General features: G+C 39.1%; 20 protein-coding genes and 1 tRNA gene. 11 read left to right on the forward strand and 10 right to left on the reverse strand.

Features of this window, described 5'->3' with window-relative positions:
- Window position 1: 1 nt before the first annotated feature.
- From H729_RS06460 to H729_RS06470, 3 genes are read right to left on the reverse strand one after another with little or no spacing between them, the layout of a single operon-like run.
- Window positions 2-979 (reverse strand): ABC transporter substrate-binding protein, encoded by a 978-nt coding sequence (locus H729_RS06460; protein WP_048134009.1) that lies wholly within the window; start codon window positions 977-979, stop codon window positions 2-4.
- A gap of 2 nt (window positions 980-981) precedes the next feature.
- The gene (locus H729_RS06465; protein WP_020449206.1) at window positions 982-1,791 is read right to left on the reverse strand and encodes an ABC transporter ATP-binding protein; all 810 of its coding nucleotides are present in this window, start codon (window positions 1,789-1,791) and stop codon (window positions 982-984) included.
- Window positions 1,791-2,687 carry an ABC transporter permease gene (locus H729_RS06470; protein ID WP_020449207.1) on the reverse strand — a complete coding sequence of 299 codons (897 nt, stop codon included), beginning with the start codon at window positions 2,685-2,687 and terminating at the stop codon, window positions 1,791-1,793. The genes H729_RS06465 and H729_RS06470 overlap by 1 nt, the downstream gene beginning before the upstream one ends.
- Before the next feature lie 443 nt (window positions 2,688-3,130).
- On the opposite strand from H729_RS06470, the gene H729_RS06475 reads away from it, so the two are divergent.
- On the forward strand, window positions 3,131-3,532 hold the full coding sequence (locus H729_RS06475) for a hypothetical protein (RefSeq protein ID WP_020449208.1): 402 nt from the start codon (window positions 3,131-3,133) through the stop codon (window positions 3,530-3,532).
- A 148-nt stretch (window positions 3,533-3,680) separates the two neighbouring features.
- On the opposite strand, the gene H729_RS06480 is transcribed toward H729_RS06475, so the two are convergent.
- Window positions 3,681-3,863, reverse strand: coding sequence for a hypothetical protein (locus H729_RS06480; RefSeq protein WP_020449209.1), 183 nt, complete (start codon window positions 3,861-3,863; stop codon window positions 3,681-3,683).
- A 292-nt stretch (window positions 3,864-4,155) separates the two neighbouring features.
- On the reverse strand, window positions 4,156-5,994 hold the full coding sequence (locus H729_RS06485) for a threonine--tRNA ligase (RefSeq protein WP_020449210.1): 1,839 nt from the start codon (window positions 5,992-5,994) through the stop codon (window positions 4,156-4,158).
- A 161-nt stretch (window positions 5,995-6,155) separates the two neighbouring features.
- Between H729_RS06485 and H729_RS06490 the strand changes: the two genes are divergently transcribed.
- Together H729_RS06490 and H729_RS09705 are read left to right on the forward strand one after the other, a co-directional pair.
- Window positions 6,156-7,109, forward strand: coding sequence for a GHMP family kinase ATP-binding protein (locus tag H729_RS06490; protein WP_020449211.1), 954 nt, complete (start codon window positions 6,156-6,158; stop codon window positions 7,107-7,109).
- Window positions 7,106-8,137 (forward strand): HAD-IIIA family hydrolase, encoded by a 1,032-nt coding sequence (locus H729_RS09705; RefSeq protein WP_020449212.1) that lies wholly within the window; start codon window positions 7,106-7,108, stop codon window positions 8,135-8,137. The genes H729_RS06490 and H729_RS09705 overlap by 4 nt, the downstream gene beginning before the upstream one ends.
- Before the next feature lie 337 nt (window positions 8,138-8,474).
- Here the strand turns inward: H729_RS09705 and H729_RS06500 are convergent, their stop codons facing one another.
- The 5 genes from H729_RS06500 to H729_RS06520 all read right to left on the reverse strand — a co-directional run bounded on the left by H729_RS06500 (window position 8,475) and on the right by H729_RS06520 (window position 12,521).
- Complete coding sequence (locus H729_RS06500; protein ID WP_020449213.1) at window positions 8,475-9,551, reverse strand: glycosyltransferase family 4 protein; 1,077 nt, start codon at window positions 9,549-9,551, stop codon at window positions 8,475-8,477.
- Window positions 9,532-10,020, reverse strand: a complete 489-nt coding sequence (locus tag H729_RS06505; RefSeq protein ID WP_020449214.1) for a hypothetical protein — start codon at window positions 10,018-10,020, stop codon at window positions 9,532-9,534. Before H729_RS06505 ends, H729_RS06500 begins: the two co-directional genes overlap by 20 nt.
- A gap of 110 nt (window positions 10,021-10,130) precedes the next feature.
- The gene (locus H729_RS06510; RefSeq protein WP_236608626.1) at window positions 10,131-11,297 is read right to left on the reverse strand and encodes a glycosyltransferase; all 1,167 of its coding nucleotides are present in this window, start codon (window positions 11,295-11,297) and stop codon (window positions 10,131-10,133) included.
- A gap of 57 nt (window positions 11,298-11,354) precedes the next feature.
- A complete protein-coding gene (gene thiD / locus H729_RS06515; protein ID WP_020449216.1) occupies window positions 11,355-12,167 on the reverse strand; it encodes a bifunctional hydroxymethylpyrimidine kinase/phosphomethylpyrimidine kinase in 813 nt (270 codons plus the stop codon).
- A 281-nt stretch (window positions 12,168-12,448) separates the two neighbouring features.
- Window positions 12,449-12,521 (reverse strand) — tRNA-Glu (locus tag H729_RS06520).
- 305 nt (window positions 12,522-12,826) lie between these two features.
- Between H729_RS06520 and eif1A the strand changes: the two genes are divergently transcribed.
- Genes eif1A through rsmA form a run of 8 tightly spaced genes read left to right on the forward strand, consistent with a single transcriptional unit; the run spans window position 12,827 to window position 17,724 of the window.
- Window positions 12,827-13,153, forward strand: coding sequence for a translation initiation factor eIF-1A (gene eif1A / locus H729_RS06525; RefSeq protein ID WP_020449217.1), 327 nt, complete (start codon window positions 12,827-12,829; stop codon window positions 13,151-13,153).
- Window positions 13,154-13,164: 11 nt separating this feature from the next.
- On the forward strand, window positions 13,165-13,941 hold the full coding sequence (locus H729_RS06530; RefSeq protein WP_020449218.1) for a serine protein kinase RIO: 777 nt from the start codon (window positions 13,165-13,167) through the stop codon (window positions 13,939-13,941).
- Window positions 13,938-14,477 (forward strand): KH domain-containing protein, encoded by a 540-nt coding sequence (locus H729_RS06535; protein WP_020449219.1) that lies wholly within the window; start codon window positions 13,938-13,940, stop codon window positions 14,475-14,477. The genes H729_RS06530 and H729_RS06535 overlap by 4 nt, the downstream gene beginning before the upstream one ends.
- Before the next feature lie 12 nt (window positions 14,478-14,489).
- On the forward strand, window positions 14,490-15,725 hold the full coding sequence (locus H729_RS06540) for a tRNA pseudouridine(54/55) synthase Pus10 (RefSeq protein WP_020449220.1): 1,236 nt from the start codon (window positions 14,490-14,492) through the stop codon (window positions 15,723-15,725).
- Between the two features lie 2 nt (window positions 15,726-15,727).
- Window positions 15,728-16,021, forward strand: coding sequence for a 50S ribosomal protein L21e (locus tag H729_RS06545; protein ID WP_020449221.1), 294 nt, complete (start codon window positions 15,728-15,730; stop codon window positions 16,019-16,021).
- Window positions 16,022-16,031: 10 nt separating this feature from the next.
- The gene (locus tag H729_RS06550) at window positions 16,032-16,352 is read left to right on the forward strand and encodes an Rpb4 family DNA-directed RNA polymerase subunit (protein WP_020449222.1); all 321 of its coding nucleotides are present in this window, start codon (window positions 16,032-16,034) and stop codon (window positions 16,350-16,352) included.
- A gap of 23 nt (window positions 16,353-16,375) precedes the next feature.
- Complete coding sequence (locus H729_RS06555; protein WP_020449223.1) at window positions 16,376-16,924, forward strand: DUF655 domain-containing protein; 549 nt, start codon at window positions 16,376-16,378, stop codon at window positions 16,922-16,924.
- Between the two features lie 8 nt (window positions 16,925-16,932).
- Window positions 16,933-17,724: a 16S rRNA (adenine(1518)-N(6)/adenine(1519)-N(6))-dimethyltransferase RsmA gene (gene rsmA, locus H729_RS06560; RefSeq protein ID WP_020449224.1), complete on the forward strand. Its 792-nt coding sequence runs from the start codon at window positions 16,933-16,935 to the stop codon at window positions 17,722-17,724.
- The last annotated feature ends 17 nt before the right edge of the window (window positions 17,725-17,741 follow it).

Genomic DNA, 17,741 nt, shown 5'->3' on the forward strand with positions numbered 1-17,741 from the left:
CTTATGGTTTCATGATTGACCTTTCAACGAAGTTCAGGTCCTTAGAGATGTCTTGACCGTTATCTCTGAGTACCTGTGCTGTCTTTTCAAGGCTCTTTACATCGATTTCCTGAGTAAATCCTACTTCCCAGGTGATCTGCTGCATACAGTATAGTTCATCATCTACAGCCCATCCGATCTTATTGGCAGCAATCTCAGCGGCTTTCTCATGATTATCCTTCATGAAATCGCTTGCCTTTTTCAAAGCATCAACCACTGCATTTACTGCATCTGCCTTTTCAGAGATTACGGAGTTGGATCCAAGGAGAATTAATGGATAGTAATTTCCAAGGCCTTCTGAAGTCCCAACAACATATGTTCCTTCAAGGTGCAGAGCTTTTTGAGGATTCGGCTGACTGCTGGCAATCATATCTACGTCTCCTTTGCTTAATGCTTCCACTTGTACGTTAGGCTTCAGGTATTTCCATGTGACTTTGTTGGTATCGATATGATTAACATTCATCCAATCCAGTAATGCCCCTTCTGTGGAAGATCCCTGTTGAACTCCGATAGTTTTACCTTCTACCGTAGACAAATCATCGACATCTATACCGCTGTTTGGTCTAGCTACAAAAACATGCATGGATTCGCTGTAACCATATCTGCATACTATCGATGTTTTATCAGTTGTATTCAGATTTTGTACAGCAGGCGTATCTCCCATGGCTGCAAGATCCACTTCACCTTTAAGAAGTGCACTCGAAACATCTGTTCCGCCGCCTGGGATGATCTTGGCTTCAATATTTACATCCAACCCATTAAAGTATCCGTTTTCTTCTGCGATCATAAATGATTCGTAGCATACTTTGTTACAGTAACCTACGGTTATTGTTTCCTTGCTGTCATCGTCATTGTTATCCGCAAGAACATAGTATCCAGCTCCCGCGAGTATGACAACTAGTACAATAGCTACTATTGCAACTAATATTTTGTTTTTCATTTTCATTCACCTTCTATTTTTATCATCTTGGGGTTATTGGTATAATTATCTGCGCAAGAACACGCTTGCAGTGTGGACAATATCTCTTGTTTTAATGATACGAACTCGTTTGCTGTAAGATCTCTTTTAGAATGATCTACTGAAATACTCCACTCTTTCACAATCTCTCCTGGAGACTGAGAAAACATTATTATTCTAGTTCCTAAGAGAAGTGCTTCGTCTACACTGTGGGTTACGAAAACTATAGTTTTCTGTTTTTTTAACCAAATATCACAAACCTCACCATCTAATCTTCTTCTTGTTTGTTCATCAAGACTGGAAAAAGGTTCGTCCATCAACATAATGTCTGGATCCATAGCTAGAGTTCTTGCTATGGCCACTCTCTGCTTCATACCACCTGATAATAGATTTGGCCTGTGATCTATAAATTCGCTTAAACCAACCATGGTTAAACAATCCATGGCAATCTGATTTTTTTCCTTATCTGATAATTTCTTGCCATCGAGCCCATACTCTACATTTTCTATTACGCTCATCCATGGCAGCAGGCTGTATTCCTGAAACACAACTCCGCGCTCCCACGATGGTTTTTTAATTGGATTGCCGCGATATAGGACTTCTCCCCTAGTAGGAGTTTCAAATCCTGCCATGAGGTTTAGCATTGTGGTCTTTCCACATCCGCTTGGCCCGATTAAACAAACGAATTCCCCTTCGTCTATCTTAAGTGACACGTCATTTAAAACAAGTCTTCCCTTGGTTTTCTTTTGATCCAAGTATACTTTGTAAACATTTTTTGTCTCAAGGATGCACATTACACTCCCTCCTCAAGTCCAATTTTTCTTCGTATGTATTTTTCAATTGATACAAATACAACCTTTTCTACAAACAGACCAATTGCGCATATCACCATTATACAGACAAATGCTGAACTATAATCAATAACATAAGTAGCCTGAGATATTGAATACCCTAATCCTACCGCCACTCCAACTACCATTTCGGCAGCGATCAGTACCCTCCATGCATTAGCCAGGCCTATTCTGAGACCATTGATGATGTCCAACGAAGCATAAGGAATTAGAATATTCGAAAAGATGGAAAATTTAGAAGATCCAACCATATTGGCTACTCTCATGATTACCGGCGGTGCTTTTCTAATCCCTGATGACACATTTATGATGATAGGTGCCATTGCTGTCATTGCAATGATGAATATTGCGGACTCATCTCCAAGTCCAAACATCAGCATTGCTATTGGAATCCATGCTAATCCAGGAATCATCTGCAGTATATGCACTGGAATAATTCCAACGGGGTATAATCTAGTGCTATACCCAAGGATCAAACCTGTTAAAATGCCTATGACTGCAGAAATGACATATCCCATAGTCCATCTCTTGAGGCTTGCAAACACGTGATCATATATTGTAACACCAAACATATTGCCGCCTGACAATAATTCAAAAAGCCGTTCGAAAGCTTCTAATGGTGTTGTGAAGGGTATCAGAGAGTTTCCTATATAGTCATTATATAAAACAGCAAACCCCTGCCAGATAAGTAATACTATAAAAATGCCGATTAAAAAAGTTAAGATGTTTGTTATTATAGTGTAAGTATGATCTCTGGGAACATCGATAACATGCTCGTTATCGGCTCTTGATTCGAGCAATGAATTCAATATCTTGTCTTCTCGGTTTTGAATTCCCATTCTAATCACAATTTAGACACAAACTCAATATTTTAATTCAAACTTCAATTATGATAATACTATTAAAGATACCCCTACAAAAACAAAAATATAGAATAGCTAGAAAACTTCTTCAGTGAATATATATGTCTTGTAGACTGACATGAGTTATAACTCTGAGTGTTTATTTAGTCATGCAAGCTGTATACGCCCTCATAAGGCAATCTAGATTAAAATATCAAACACCTAGATAAATAATTGCAACTCAATTTATGTACAATAAGAATGCTAGGTATGTCTATTTTACAAATCGATATTTTTTTAGGTATTTATTTATATATACAAATTTACTAGCTATTTAATTAAAATTAGATACTGATCTAGACATCTTCTGTAATTTCCTAGGATTAGCTTTAGCTGTCTAAATCTAAACATAAAGAAATAAATATTTGGGGGTGAAAAGCATGTTTGGATGGGAACTGAGGAAACCGTCAATTGTTGGGCTGATGGCTGCAATATCTATACTAATTGTGCTGGTGGCTTATACTTTCATAGCATTTCCATTAGACAATTTAATAGAGATTGTTGTTTCGCTAGTCCTTGATATAATTGTATTTGCAACCGTACTCGTGGTTGTAAGCAGAGATGTCCAATGGTTTGAAATATTTTCTGTACCGAAATTTCAGAAACGAATTGGCATAACGATGATTGTACTTGCCGTTATATTCGTGATTGGAATAGCTGCCGTGTCAGAAGATATGATCTCGCAACTTGATGCATCATGGTTATTTCCTTGCGTGATAGCGTTGGCATCTATATATGTACTATCAGATATTGCAATTGCTCAAAAAGAGATAGCTCACTGATGAATTAATCTCAGATCAAACCTTTTATCTCTTTTTTAATTATGATCTTTATTTTATCAGAGTTGGCAATTTGAATTAAAACTACGTCAGTATTTATGTTTCGTTGCATTAAGACTAATAAAAATATAAATTGACAATTTTCTGTCAATCAAATGGTTTGTGGAATATATACAACAGATGAGTCAAGTATCTTCAGGCTGTAATCGAGATACTGCATTGTTCCAGGTTTTTCTGCTTCAATTGTGACAACAACAAAATCAGCTAGTTCATATGCTTGCTTTCTTGATACTGTTGCTGGAACCCGTTTGTGTCTTCCGATTCTGCCACCCATCCTGTAATTCCATTTTTTAGTTGTGAGATTGATCGCCCATGATCTGAATGATGCTTACAATTTCATACTCGATCATATGTGATGCGTTTTCTTCAATGTCGCAAAGAGTTCCGGGGGATTACAGAGACTTTCGTGTGAAATGTCATTCAAAAAATTTAATACAATTGACTTGAAGATGTATGATAAAGATTGGAAAGACGGATGCAGAGGAGGATAGAAGAATCCTCCAATACACCTAGTATTTTTAATCAATACAATATTATTGAAAAAATTAATCCCCAAAGGGGATTGTTTAAGCCTGATCTACAAAGTCAACACGGCGACTTAGATCTCTAGGCATATATAATGGTCTAAATGGTTTGTTTGCGCATTCTCCTTTGATTCTTTCTATAAGTTCTGGGATAGTCATTTTCACATTTTTGTCCTCAGATCTAACATACACATCAAAGGAATCAGATTCTAACTCATTGTCTCCAATAACAATGACGTATGAGCACCAGTCCTGCTTTGCCTGGCGGACTTTCTTTCCAACAGTTATTGAACGATCATCAACACTGACTCTTACTGAGTTAGACTGTATCGTGTCTGCAAGCTCGTTGGCGCGTTTCTGATGTACATCAGAAACTGTCAAAAGACGTACTTGTTCTGGATTTACCCATACTGGAAGACATCCGACTTTTCCGCTTGCTTCCATTTGGACAGCAGTGTCTAAGAGCGTATAGATATACCTTTCAATTGTACCAATTACTGCACAGTGGAGAATAATCGGATATTCCTCTTTTCCTTTCTCATCTACATATCTTATGCCGAAACGGTGTGCATTACCGATATCGATCTGCACTGTTCCGATTTCTCTTGCACGCTTCATATCATCAAGAATGTGATATTCAATATTTACTGTCCAATAGTAATTAATACCCTCTGGATAGAAGTGCAATAATGCAGGTTTGTTATGCTTTTTCATCAGATTGGAGATTAACCCCTTATGCTGCTCAAAAGCATCTTTTGATGAAAAGTTTACAAGCATCTCATAATCTCTGCCAAGTTTTTCGGCTTCCTGATATATGCGCTCATCGAGTTTTTCGAACCATTCTTCCGCTGCATCCATTCCGTTACAGACTACGTGCAGATCCGGCATATTCATGCGCCTTGTACGGAAACACAGCATGGTTTCTCCAGACTGTTCGAGACGGTATGAATCTGCTACTTCAAAAGCACCGAAAGGCAGGTTTTTGTAACTCATATTCCAGTTTCTCATCATAGCAAACTGCTGATGACAAGCGGCATATCTGAGAACGTATGAATGTTTTTCAGTTTCAATCTTATAAAGCCTGTCTCCAAACAGCTTAGCATGTTCTGCAACCGGACCTTCATCCAAATTGAACATGTTGGTTCCTTTTACTGTGTAAACTGGAAGTCCCGTAGAATTTACGGTCTGCCAAGAGTAATCAGAACAGAGATCGAATATCAACGCCCCCTTGGGACTGAATGACATGTGTCCTGCATCACTCATGGATTCCCATTGGATTCCAAACTTTTTACAGAGCCTGAGATATTTTGGTTCTCCGCTTAATTTAGACTCTTCATGCAATGCTTCTTTTTTCATCATTATCTGGAAGCATTCTGTACCGTCTTTGAAATCTTCTGGATTTATCATTTTGCCATCGAGCGTATAGACAAAATGTTCATCTTTTCCTTCAGGCTTAGAGACTTCCTCTTCTCCAGTAATTTCTCTGGAAAGCTCTGACAATGGATGTCCTTTGCATGATATTTTAAATGCTTTGTACCATCCAAATGGAACGCGATGAACATCGCCTCCCACGAGTTTTTCTATTTTTCTCATTACGTCTTTTCCTACACTCGGAGATGATAATGAAGATGAAAGGTGAGCATATGGGTAAAGAACAATCCTTTCTGCGCCCACAGTTTCAGCAGTTTCTTTAATGTCTTTAGCAGCTGCTTTGGCAACAGCATCTGGATTGTCTTCATCTCGTTTTTCAACACTGATAAACGCTACTAAAACCTCTTCGAAACGTCCTTGTTTCTCCTCATCAGTAATATCTTCTGCTACCGGTGTAGCTTTTTTGACGTTAAACTCGAGATAATCTGCATGAATGTATAAGGTCTTCATTTAACTCCCACCATCACCCGACCCGTACTAATAATATTGCTTTTGGAGTCTAAGCGCTTTTTAAATATAGGTAGAGGCTGATGCAGGAATAGATGCAAAAAGGTAAGTTTATACGATGTAAAGCGCCACTAAGAATAAGTTTTGCTGGCGGTGGGACTGACGTGTCTCCGTATTGCGATGAACGCGGCGGAGCTGTTTTAAACTCAACTATCGACCAATTTGCATATTGTACAATATCACCTCGATCTGATGAGCAGGCAACGGTGCACTCTTTAGATTATGAAACAATACAGAAATGGAAGGCAGGCAATACTCTAACCTATGATGGCAACTTGGATCTCATTAAAGCAGTAGTCAATCATTTCAAGGTTAAACAGGGATTTGACATGTTTCTTCACTGCGGTGCACCTCCTGGATCTGGTCTGGGATCGTCTTCTGCAGTGATGGTTTCAATAATCGGCGCCATGTCAGAGTGGTTAAACGAATCTTTATCTCAATATGAAATTGCAGAGCTTGCATATATCTTGGAAAGAGAGGAACTGAAACTGCCTGGCGGAAAACAGGATCAATACGCTGCGACCTTCGGGGGATTTAACTTTATGGAGTTTAATCACGACAGGACGCTTGTGACTCCTCTCAGAATCAAATCAGACGTACTCAACGAGCTTAATTATGTGATGCTTCTGGCAAACACAGGTAAAACCAGGGATTCTGGGAATATTATAAAAGCTCAAACACAGGGATATATTGATGGAAATTCCAAGACTTCAGAAGCACTTGACAATGCAAAGCGTCTTGCTGAGGAAATGAAAAATGCCCTGCTGAAAGGCGAGATTCGGTATATGGGAGAACTTCTAAACGAAGCCTGGACATATAAAAAGAATTATACAAATAACATCTCTAATGAGTACTTGGATAAAATTTATAAAACTGCCTTGTCCACAGGAGCAATAGGTGGTAAAATTTCAGGCGCTGGCGGTGGAGGATTCATGTTTTTCATATGTGAATATGATAAAAAGCGTGATGTTGCCCGTGAACTGACATCTCTAGGCGCTAATATAGTCGGATACAACTTTGAAAAATATGGATTTCAGACATGGAGGTTCAACGAATGAGCTATTTGATTGAAGAAGAATTGCATGAAAATACATCAGTCATCTCATCTTTGGACCCGAAACAGATTGAAGCCATATCTGCAGCCATGATTAAAGCAATCAAGAATGGCAATAAAGTGATTTTCTTTGGAAACGGCGGAAGCGCATCAGATGCAGTCCACATAGCTGCTGAGTTTTCTGGCAGATATCTTATGGAAAGACCTGCCATGGACGGCATTGCTCTTTCTTCCTTGTCATCAATAACGGGAATAGGAAATGATTACGGATATGACCGCATATTCATACGGCAATTAGAAGCATGCATGAAAGAAGGAGATGTGGCGGTAGGACTCAGCACCAGCGGAAATTCTAAAAATGTAGTTTTAGCTCTTGAATTTGCAAAGGCAAATGGCGGCATAACTGTTTCATTTACAGGTTCGGGGGGAGCAATAAAAGACATTGTGGATTATCCATTGATAATTCAGTCTACACATACTCCAAGGATCCAGGAAGCGTATCTATGCGCCGGCCATATAATATGCGGCTTGGTGGAAAAAGGAGTGTTTGGGCATAAAGCTGTATTTATAGACAGGGATAATACAATAGCTCCTGATGTCCCATATTGTTCAAACCCAGATGATTTTAATCTATATCCATATGTCGCAGAGTCTCTGAAGAAACTTAACGATGCGGGATACATATCAATACTTGTTACAAACCAGTCTGGAATTGGGAGAGGGTATTTTACAGAAGATACTTTAAAATCGATCCATGATAAAATGAACTCTGAACTTTCCAAACAGGGAGCATTTTTTGATTCTATATATTTCTGTCCGCATACTCCAGAAGACAAGTGTTCCTGCAGAAAACCAAATACTGGCATGCATATGAAAGCAGTGAGGGAGCATCATATAAATCTCCGCGAATCCTGGGTAATTGGGGATAGTGATGCAGATATGGACGCTGGAAAAAAATTAGGATGCAGAACAATTAGAATTGAAGATGGAAATACATTCGAAGATGCTGTGAATACAATCCTAAACGATTAAGAATTAAACCACAATGCACATATAGGATATTGAATAATAAACAGGAGAATACCAATGTCTAAGTCTAGGAAAAAAAGGAAGAAACAGTAAAAATCCTGATGGCTGTTTTTATTGTAGCAATCATGGTAGGTTCAGTTGTATTCGCTTTTGTTCTGATCTAAACAGACCACCTGATGTGTTTATAACATTGAGAATCTGTTAGAAATCAGATGTATAATGTACATCTGGAAGAATCTGCCTGAGTACAGCGTTTCGGTTGTAGATAACAGATATAACATATTGAAAAAACCATATAAAAAATAATACAAATCCAGATGGATTTGTTTGTATTCTGATTTTAAGACTGTGAATTATTCTCAATATTTTTCAGATAAACTGCCTCTAAGTCATTGACAATATTATCCCAGTTATATTTTTGAATTTGCGTTTTGGTGTTACTTATAAGGTTATCTCTTAGCTCCTTGTCCACCATTACTGCGTTGATAGCGTCTGAAAGAGCCTGAGGCTCTTTTGGAGGTATCAGTATGCCAGCATTGCCTACAACTTCTGGAAGGCCTCCAACACGAGAAGCTATTACCGGCTTACAATGCGCAAGAGCTTCTTCAGCAGCCAATCCAAGGGACTCAAATACAGAAGGCATCACAAATGCGGAACAAGTAGTCATCAATCTGGTTTTTGTTTCCTCATCAACATATCCAGTGAATTCTACTTTATCTGTAAGATCGTATTTTCCAACCATCGACCTAAGCAGCTCTTCTTCTGGTCCAGTACCTGCAATCACCAGCTTACAATCTACATTTTTCATTGCTTCAATTAAAGTAGATAAACCTTTAGTCTTAACAAGTCTGCCCACGAAAAGGATAAAATTTTCATCTTTTCCAGAATCAGTAACGAAGTCAACACCTGTCGGTATCACATCAAGATTTTCTTCCTTAAAGTCTCTGGAAATCAGATCATTTTTTACAAAGTCGCTTACACAGATTACGTTTTTATCACGAATCATCTGGCAGAAAAAGAAATCATTCATTGTACTGAGATAGCGCATTGGGCCTTGCCCTTCGCCATATGTATTATGAAATGTAAATACCCATTTCCCACCATAAGATTTCATAGCTTTAGTATATGAAGGGGCCCAGCGGTAGTGGAAATCAACAAGATCCGGTTCCAGATCATTTAATGCCTGGAGAACGCCAGGTGTAGACACGTGCGGCGGATTATAATTCGTATAAAATTTTGAAGGCAGACGTTTTATCGTATACCCGTCCATCTCTTCTTCTAATTCAGTATCTTTCAACTGAGATGTGAGGACTATCATTTCATGTTTTTTAGATAGTCTGCGGCAAATCTCGTGCAGACGGCGTTCTATCCCTCCTTTATACGGATAATAATAGGGATTAAGCTGGACGATTCGCATTATTTACACCTTTCTTTTTGAAGTATGATGCTACTAAGCTAATGGCCATCACAATGATAATCATGACGATTGTGACTTTCTGTGCTGTTCCGTGTTCCATGTAGGTTAAGAAAGCACCACTTAATGCAAGAATCACTCCATATTTTATTAAACCTCCTGCAATAACATACCACATGGACTTTTTCATATCCCAATTAAATAAGTATACAAATGCACCCATAAATGGAATGACTGGTGCTACACGGTTCAATAGGATCATGCGCTCATCCGACACAATCAAGAAATCCCGATATTGATGAGCTACCTTGGCAATTCTCTCTGGGACTTTGATTTTCTTTACAACGGTGTACAATGTAAATACACCACTGACTTCAGCTAGTGCAATTGTAATTAAGATGGCTACGGCAAATACAAAAATGTTAGCGTCTGGGTATGATGTGAAAATAATTACCGTAAACAATTCAGGCAATGTTGGAAATACGATTGCATCGATATAGAATAATAAGAAAATACAGATTAGACCACCTAAGATGCCAAGCGGCTCAAACAGATTTGTAAAAAAAGAGCCAATGTCCAGGATTACCGCCTTCCAGTCTGATGTCTTTTCTTTTTAGCTTCTATGGCATACTCATAAGTCTGCAACAACATAGAAGCACATCTTTCAGAAGAAAATTTCTCCCCAGTCTCTCTTGCATGATCTTTGATTATCTGCGGAGCGTTCAATGCATCGAAAATAGCACCTGAGCATGACTTGATATCATCTTCAAACAAAAATCCGTTTTCTTCATCGTGGATGAGTTCTGCAGTTGCCCGGTAATTTATTCCAGCAACTGGTTTTCCACATGCCATCGCTTCAAGCGTAGTGAGACCTTGTGTTTCAAACTTGGATGCAGTTATAAATGCATCACAGGCTGCATAGTATTCAGGTAAGTCTTCATCAGGTACAAAACCTGCAAATACCGTCTTATCTGAGATACCAGCATTCTCGGCATATTTCATATAGTACTCTTTTGCAGGACCGGTTCCTGCTATAAGCAGCATAATATCTTCATCTTTCTTTACACAATCTGCAAAACTGTCCATTACTAGTTCAATATTTTTTTCTCTGGCTACTCTGCCAAGCTGCAGAAGTACTTTTTTATTTTGCAGCCCATACTTTTCACGTATCCTGCTACCATTTACATTAGTAGAAAAACGCTCACAATCTATACCAGTAGGTACCACATCAATGTGTCTCATTCCAGGTGCCTGAGAGCATAATTCTTTCTTGATTGCGTCCGTTGGAGCGATGACATTATCTGCATGTTCCAGCAGTTTACGAAGGTAAATCCAGGAAAGTCTTTGAGTCATCCATGTTGGGAAAGGAAATGGATTGTAGTATTGGGCCGCATCTGTAACCATAGTGTGAAATGTTACAACTATCGGTTTTCCTGTTTCTCTTGCATCCAGCATGCTTCTGAGAGCCATCACTGCAAGAGCGTGACAGTGTATTACATCAACATCCAGCTCTTTCAAGATGTCTATTTTCTTCTCGATGTAAATTGGGAGATTATATCCTGGATACTTTTTAAACTCCTTAGATCTGTAGTATTGTACACCTTCCTCCTTTTCACCAGTAGGTGATTCAGGAGCAAAAATTATGACTTCGTGACCTTTCTTTTCCAATTGCTCTTTGGATGTTAAGATTGAAGTCACTACTCCATCTTTAGTAGGCAGGTAGGTATCAGTAAACATTGCAATTTTCAACAGTCGTCCCATCCGATCGAAACTTATTGATTTGCATAGCTGAAGGGCATACAGCTTTTAGAGCTTTGGCATGCGATGCAGCTTTTCAGAGTCTAAATAAGTCTGGAGTATGGGGCTCATTGCAGGTACCCCATGTCCAACTGGATAATTCAACTTGATAGATTCATCTAAGATTATTTTAGATCTCAAGTAAGATTCCCAGACGCTCATTCCTTTAGCTAGATATACTGTAATCAGCGACGATAGTATGCATCCCCCACCATGTCCGCGTATCGTTACTCGGGGAACTTCTACTCTGAGAAATTTATTTTTGCTGAACAATGTGTCAATACATGGACCATTGAGATGTCCTCCTTTAATAAGGACAGAATCTGCTCCCATCGCGTGCAGCCTGCGGCAGGCATCCATAATGTCATCCTGGCTGTTTATTTTGATGCCTGTTAGATCTTCTGCTTCTGGTATATTGGGGGTTATCAAAGTAGCGATAGGAATTACAAATTTACAAACTGATTCTATTAATTCATCTGTTTTTAGAGAGTCCCCTACGCCTGCAATAAATACTGGATCTACAACTATCGGAAAGCTTTCAGTTCTCAGCCTTTTAGAAACTTGTTCAGCAACATCTGCGGAGTAGAGCATTCCGAGTTTTGCTCCAGATACGTGAGAATCTTCAAGAATTGCATCCAATTGAGAAATGACCACTGATGCAGGAATCGGAAATATGCCGGAAACCTTCTGGCTATTCTGAGATGTCACAGCAGTTATTGAAACAGCGGGATGAGCACCCAATGAAGACATTGCTTTAATGTCTGCTTCAATTCCAGCTCCACCTAAAGAATCCGAACCAGCAACTGTAAGAGTAACCAACATAATCAGACCTCATCACCCACATAACAAAGGATATTAAAAAAATAATAAGTTTCTCAATCACCAATCTAAATCAAGACTGTCCTCCAAAAAGGAGGACAGAAGAGATTTATAATTCACTATGGGGGTTGTGATTTTATCAGTTGAGTTTTTTGATATTATACTTTCGCCTAAATATCGTTAATTTTACAGATGGCGATGAAAATATCAATCGGCCAGATACTGAAAAAAGCCAGTTAAAAACATAAAAAAATCTAGTGAACTAAAGAGTTGTGTTAAAATAGTGCTCTTGTCGGGATTTGAACCCGAGTCGAAGCCTCGAAAGGGCTTCATGATTGGCCGCTACACTACAAGAGCTTATGCTCGGCTCGATACAGGAATGAGTACTTAATAATTTCGCTATTGTTGAAACTGGTATAAACATTTGCTTAAAGTTTCAAAGAGTCTCGTTCGAGAATGAACAACGCCTGATTATGCTGGTATCCCAATAGTGTTGTATAGAGTATTGAGATAAGAACAATATTTAGCAGTATTTAGAGCTTAGAAACTTACAAAAAGATTATTTGATATCAGAGTAAGTATTGAATATCTGTTTGGTTTATCTTAGATGACTCAAACAAGCGTTTATGCTATAATCGCTATTCGAATTACGGAGGATTCACGTGACATCATACGATTCAGAGGAAGTCAGTGAGGAGATTACCCGCTGTCCGTTTCCAAATCACAAAGAAGGAGAGATATTTGGCGTTGCCGATCAGCTTCTAGGTGCATCTCACATTAAAGTGATGTGCGAAGATGGTACATCCAGAATAGGACGTATCCCTGGTAAGATCCGAAAAAGGATGTGGATCAGAGAAGGAGATTTGTTGATAGTCAGACCCTGGGAATTCCAAGATGATAAAGCAGATATAAAATATAGGTACACTAAGACCCAGGCTAGCTATCTGCATCGCAGAAAAGCAATTCCAAAGACTCTGGATATATTCTGATTGGGCTTAACATGCCGGAAAAAGAAGCTTATGCTCAATTGGAGCATAAGTTAATGGCTCTTAGAGAAAACAGTCGAACTGGTGATGAAAGAAAAACTCTCGATGAAGTTTTCGACCACGAGACAGTCATGGGAATATACAAGCTTATGACTTCAAAAATAATCGAGAGTGTACTATTCCCAATATCAACTGGTAAAGAAGGAAATGTCTTTGCCTGTGAAAATCTCCAAGGTAAACTGCTGGCTCTAAAGATATATCGAACATCAAACTCAACATTTAACCGCATCAACAAGTACATCGAAGGAGATAAGCGGTTTCTGGGAATATCAGGCTCTAAACGAAAAGTTATGGCTGCCTGGGCAAGCAAAGAATTTAGGAATTTACAAAGGATGCATGAAGCTAGGGTAAATGTACCAGAGCCTATCAAATTCCACCGCAACATGGTAGTCATGGAATACATAGGTTCTAAAACTGCCCCGGCACCAACCCTCAGGCAAGTAGCATTGGATGATCCTTCGAAAGTTTACAAAAATACCATAGATAATATCAGTCTTATGTATCAAAAGGCTGGTCTGGTACATGCGGATTTGAGTGAGTACAATATATTATATTACAAACGTAAACCAGTGATAATCGATGTCGGTCAGGCAGTTCTAACCGATCATCTAAATTCAAAAGATTTTCTTGAAAGAGATGTGAAAAATATCAACAGATACTTCAGGTCACTAGATGTAGACATTGAAGATTCAGATCATATTATCAATAATATAATGGGGATTAAAGGATGAGACTCATACGCATACCAAAAGAAAGAGTAGGGGCGTTAATCGGAGAAAAAGGAGAGACGAAAGCTCTTGTTCAAAAGATTACTGGTGTGAAACTAAACATAAGCAGTGAAGGTGAAGTAGATATTGAAGAAAATCCAGATGATCCTGTTGCATCTCTAAAAGTAATGGATTTTGTAAAAGCTGTTGGAAGAGGATTTTCTCCACAGAGAGCAATGAGATTACTAGAAGAAGATGAATATCTGGAAGTTATAGAAATTGCAGATTATATCGGCAGTAAAAAACCAGAACAAATGACTCGTGTAAGGTCCAGGCTTATAGGATCTCAAGGAAAAACGAGAAGAATAATTGAAGACCTGACTGGTGTAAATATGTCTATTTTTGGAAGTACTGTATGTCTGATAGGAAATTCAGTACAGCTGCCTGTAGCAAAAACGGCCGTTGAAATGATCCTGCGTGGAAGTGAACATTCCACAGTTTATAGATACTTAGAAAGATCCAGACCAATGCTCAGAATTGCTGAGATGGGTTTTGACTGAGGTTTGATCTAAATGAATAAAATTGTTTCAAGAGCAGATCAAGCCCTGAGTTCACATGATTTGTGCGATCATTGTCTGGGAAGACTCTTTGCCCACGTAGATACAGGAACTACAAATGCAGAACGGGGTCGGAATATGCGCATCGCTGTCAGTTTAGAGCGCTCTGCAAGAAGCGAAGAACTGCCCGCACATGAAGAATGCTGGATATGTGAAGAGATATTTGACAGTCTGGATCGTTTTGCAGACGCCTGTATAGCTGAACTTTCAAAAATAGAGTATAAGACTTTCCTGGTCGGCACCAAAGTAAGTCCTGATATACAAGACCGCGAAGAAAGATTATGGGCTGAAGTCGGAGGAGAAGACGCAGAACCAATTAAAGCGGAATTGAATAGAGAAATAGGCAAGATCATGGAAGCGCGTACTCAAAAAGAAGTAGATTTTAAAAATCCAGATGCAGTCACTCTGGTGGATACCCGTTTTAGTCATGTAGAAATGACAGTTACTCCTTTATTCATATATGGCAGATACAACAAGTATTCAAGAGAGATCCCGCAGACGATATGGCCATGCAGGGTATGTCGGGGAAAAGGCTGCGAGCGCTGCAATGGTCTTGGAAAAATGTATCAGACGAGTGTTCAAGAGATCATAGGAGATATTGCCATCAAAATGGCTGAAGGCAGCGATCATTTCTTTCATGGAATGGGCAGAGAAGACATAGATGCCAGAATGTTAGGTACTGGAAGACCATTCGTTCTTGAAATATCCAACCCTAAAAAGCGTTCAATCGATCTTAATGTTCTAGAATGTGAGTCGAACAAAAATGAGGATGCTAGTTACTCAGACTTGCGATTCTCAAGCAGAGATGAAGTTCGTAAAATTAAAAATGCATCACCCGATAAAACCTATTCAGCGACGGTGTCTATGCAGGATAAAGTTAATAAAGGGTTAGTGGATGAGGTACTCCAGTCGTTAAGTCAAGCATGCATTACCCAGCAGACGCCAGTTCGTGTAAGTCACAGAAGAGCAGACCTAGCACGAAAAAGACACATCCGTGAGATCAACCTAAAAGATTTCTCGGAAAACAGCATGGTGCTTGAGATCACAGCGGAATCCGGTACATATATCAAGGAATTCGTCAGTGGGGATGGGGGCCGTACAGTCCCTAGTATCTCTGAAAAACTCGGCATCGACTGCAAAGTTACCGCGCTTGATGTCATACAGATACTTGATAACGTTCACGAGGTATAAAAATGGTCAAAGCTTCAAAAGGCCTTAGGCGTAAAACACGCAACATTCTTGGAAAAACACCCCGCACAAAGGGCATGTCACCAATTACACATGAGTTTAGAAACTTTGAAGTGGGAGAAAAAGTAAACGTAGTAATTGATCCTGCTGTACATCATGGGATGCCCCATATGCGTTTCCAGGGAAAAACTGGCGTGGTTTCAGGTAAACAGGGCCGCGCATATGTTGTAGAATTAAAAGACGGTGACAAACCAAAGACAGTAGTTACCCGTCCAGAACACTTGAAAAAGAGTTTGTGAGGCGATTGTGATGCCTGAAGAATGCTACGTAACACTTTCAGAAGCAAAGAAGATGCTTGACGAAGCAGGTGAAGAGAGAGAGTTGAATCTTACTCAGAAATTTGCACAAGAACATGCATCAAAGGTTGCTAGGCTCAGTGTAGAAGATGCTAAAAATCTTCAGGCAGAACTCGCAGACATGAAATTCATTCCTGAGAATGTTCAGATAAAAATCGTTGATTTTCTGCCAGAATACCCAGAAGAGGTAAGAGTGCTTTTCTCAAAAGAAAGAATGATATTAGAAAAGACTCATATTGATCAGATACTATCTGCTGTAGGGAAGTACAAGTAAACTTCCTACAGGGAGCGGATCAAATGGAAGACTATGCGCGTATAATAGATTATTTGCCGCAAGGACATCCTTCAGAGAAAGGATTTAAAAAAGAACCTGTGGCTTACGGCGTTGGAGAGGTTGAGTTTAAACTCTTTGAGTTAGTTCCAAAATCCGATGCCATAATAACAATGGGAGACAGAGTTTACATAGGAAAGGAGACCTCCCAGCGCGATAAAGTTGCTCATGTAAAAAAGCGTGTTGGTTATGATGAACTCACTGCTGCAGCACAGGCAGAACTTCCATTTGTAATTCAAGAAATTGTAGAAGACACTGAAGAGCGCTTTGTCAAATTCTTCAATGAATCCCAAGCAATAAGCACAAGATATCACATGCTTGAGCTTATACCAGGATTGGGAAAGAAACTGATGTGGGCAATAGTTGAAGAACGTAAAAAAGGGAACTTCAAAAGCTATGAGGATATTACAAAAAGAGTGCCAGCGATAAAAAGCCCTTCTAAGCTTATTGCTAGGCGCATTGAAGAAGAGCTTTCAGATCCCACTCAAAAATATCATCTTTTCATATCTAAGTGATATTTTTTATGAATCCTTCACAGCTAGCAGCAGAACTATCATCAATAGGTGTGTCCCCATCGAAATCTCGGGGTCAGAACTTTTTGATTGATGATAGTGTAGCAGACAGACAGATTACATATGCTAGCATATGCCCGGAAGATACTGTGCTGGAAATTGGTCCAGGACTAGGCATGATTACAAATAGACTTGCATCTAAAGCCAAACAAGTAATCGCCATAGAAACTGATAAAAAATTAGCAGATTATCTGTCTAAAAAACTACCATCGAATGTAGAACTAATTACTGCGGATGCATTGTGTGTAGATTTTCCAAAATTCGATGTTATGGTAGCTAACCTTCCGTACTCAATATCTTCTCCGATAGTTTTTAAAATTCTTAATTATGACTTTAGAAACGCGGTAGTAATGTTACAAAAAGAATTTGCAGACAGAATGGTTGCAAAGCCCGGATCCAAAGACTACTCAAGATTGAGTGTATCTACATATTATCGTTCACAGTGTAGAATACTTGAAAATGTTCCTGCATCCAAGTTTTATCCCGCACCTAAAGTAGATTCGGCTGTCGTAGAGATCATACCGCGAGAGCCTCCATTTACACTATCCAATAAATCATTCTTTTTTAAGTTAACTGAAATGTTGTTTCAACACCGCAGGAAAAAGATAAGAACAATCCTAAAATCCAAAAGATTAATCGAGATGGATGGAGACATTCCATACCTAGATCTTAGAGTTGAAACCTTATCTCCAGAACAGATTGGTGAGCTATCAGAGGCCATTTTAGCACTAAATGACCGTTAGTATTTCTAAGTAAGAGG

It is taken from the genome of Candidatus Methanomassiliicoccus intestinalis Issoire-Mx1 (genome assembly GCF_000404225.1).
Lineage (GTDB): Archaea > Thermoplasmatota > Thermoplasmata > Methanomassiliicoccales > Methanomassiliicoccaceae > Methanomassiliicoccus_A > Methanomassiliicoccus_A intestinalis.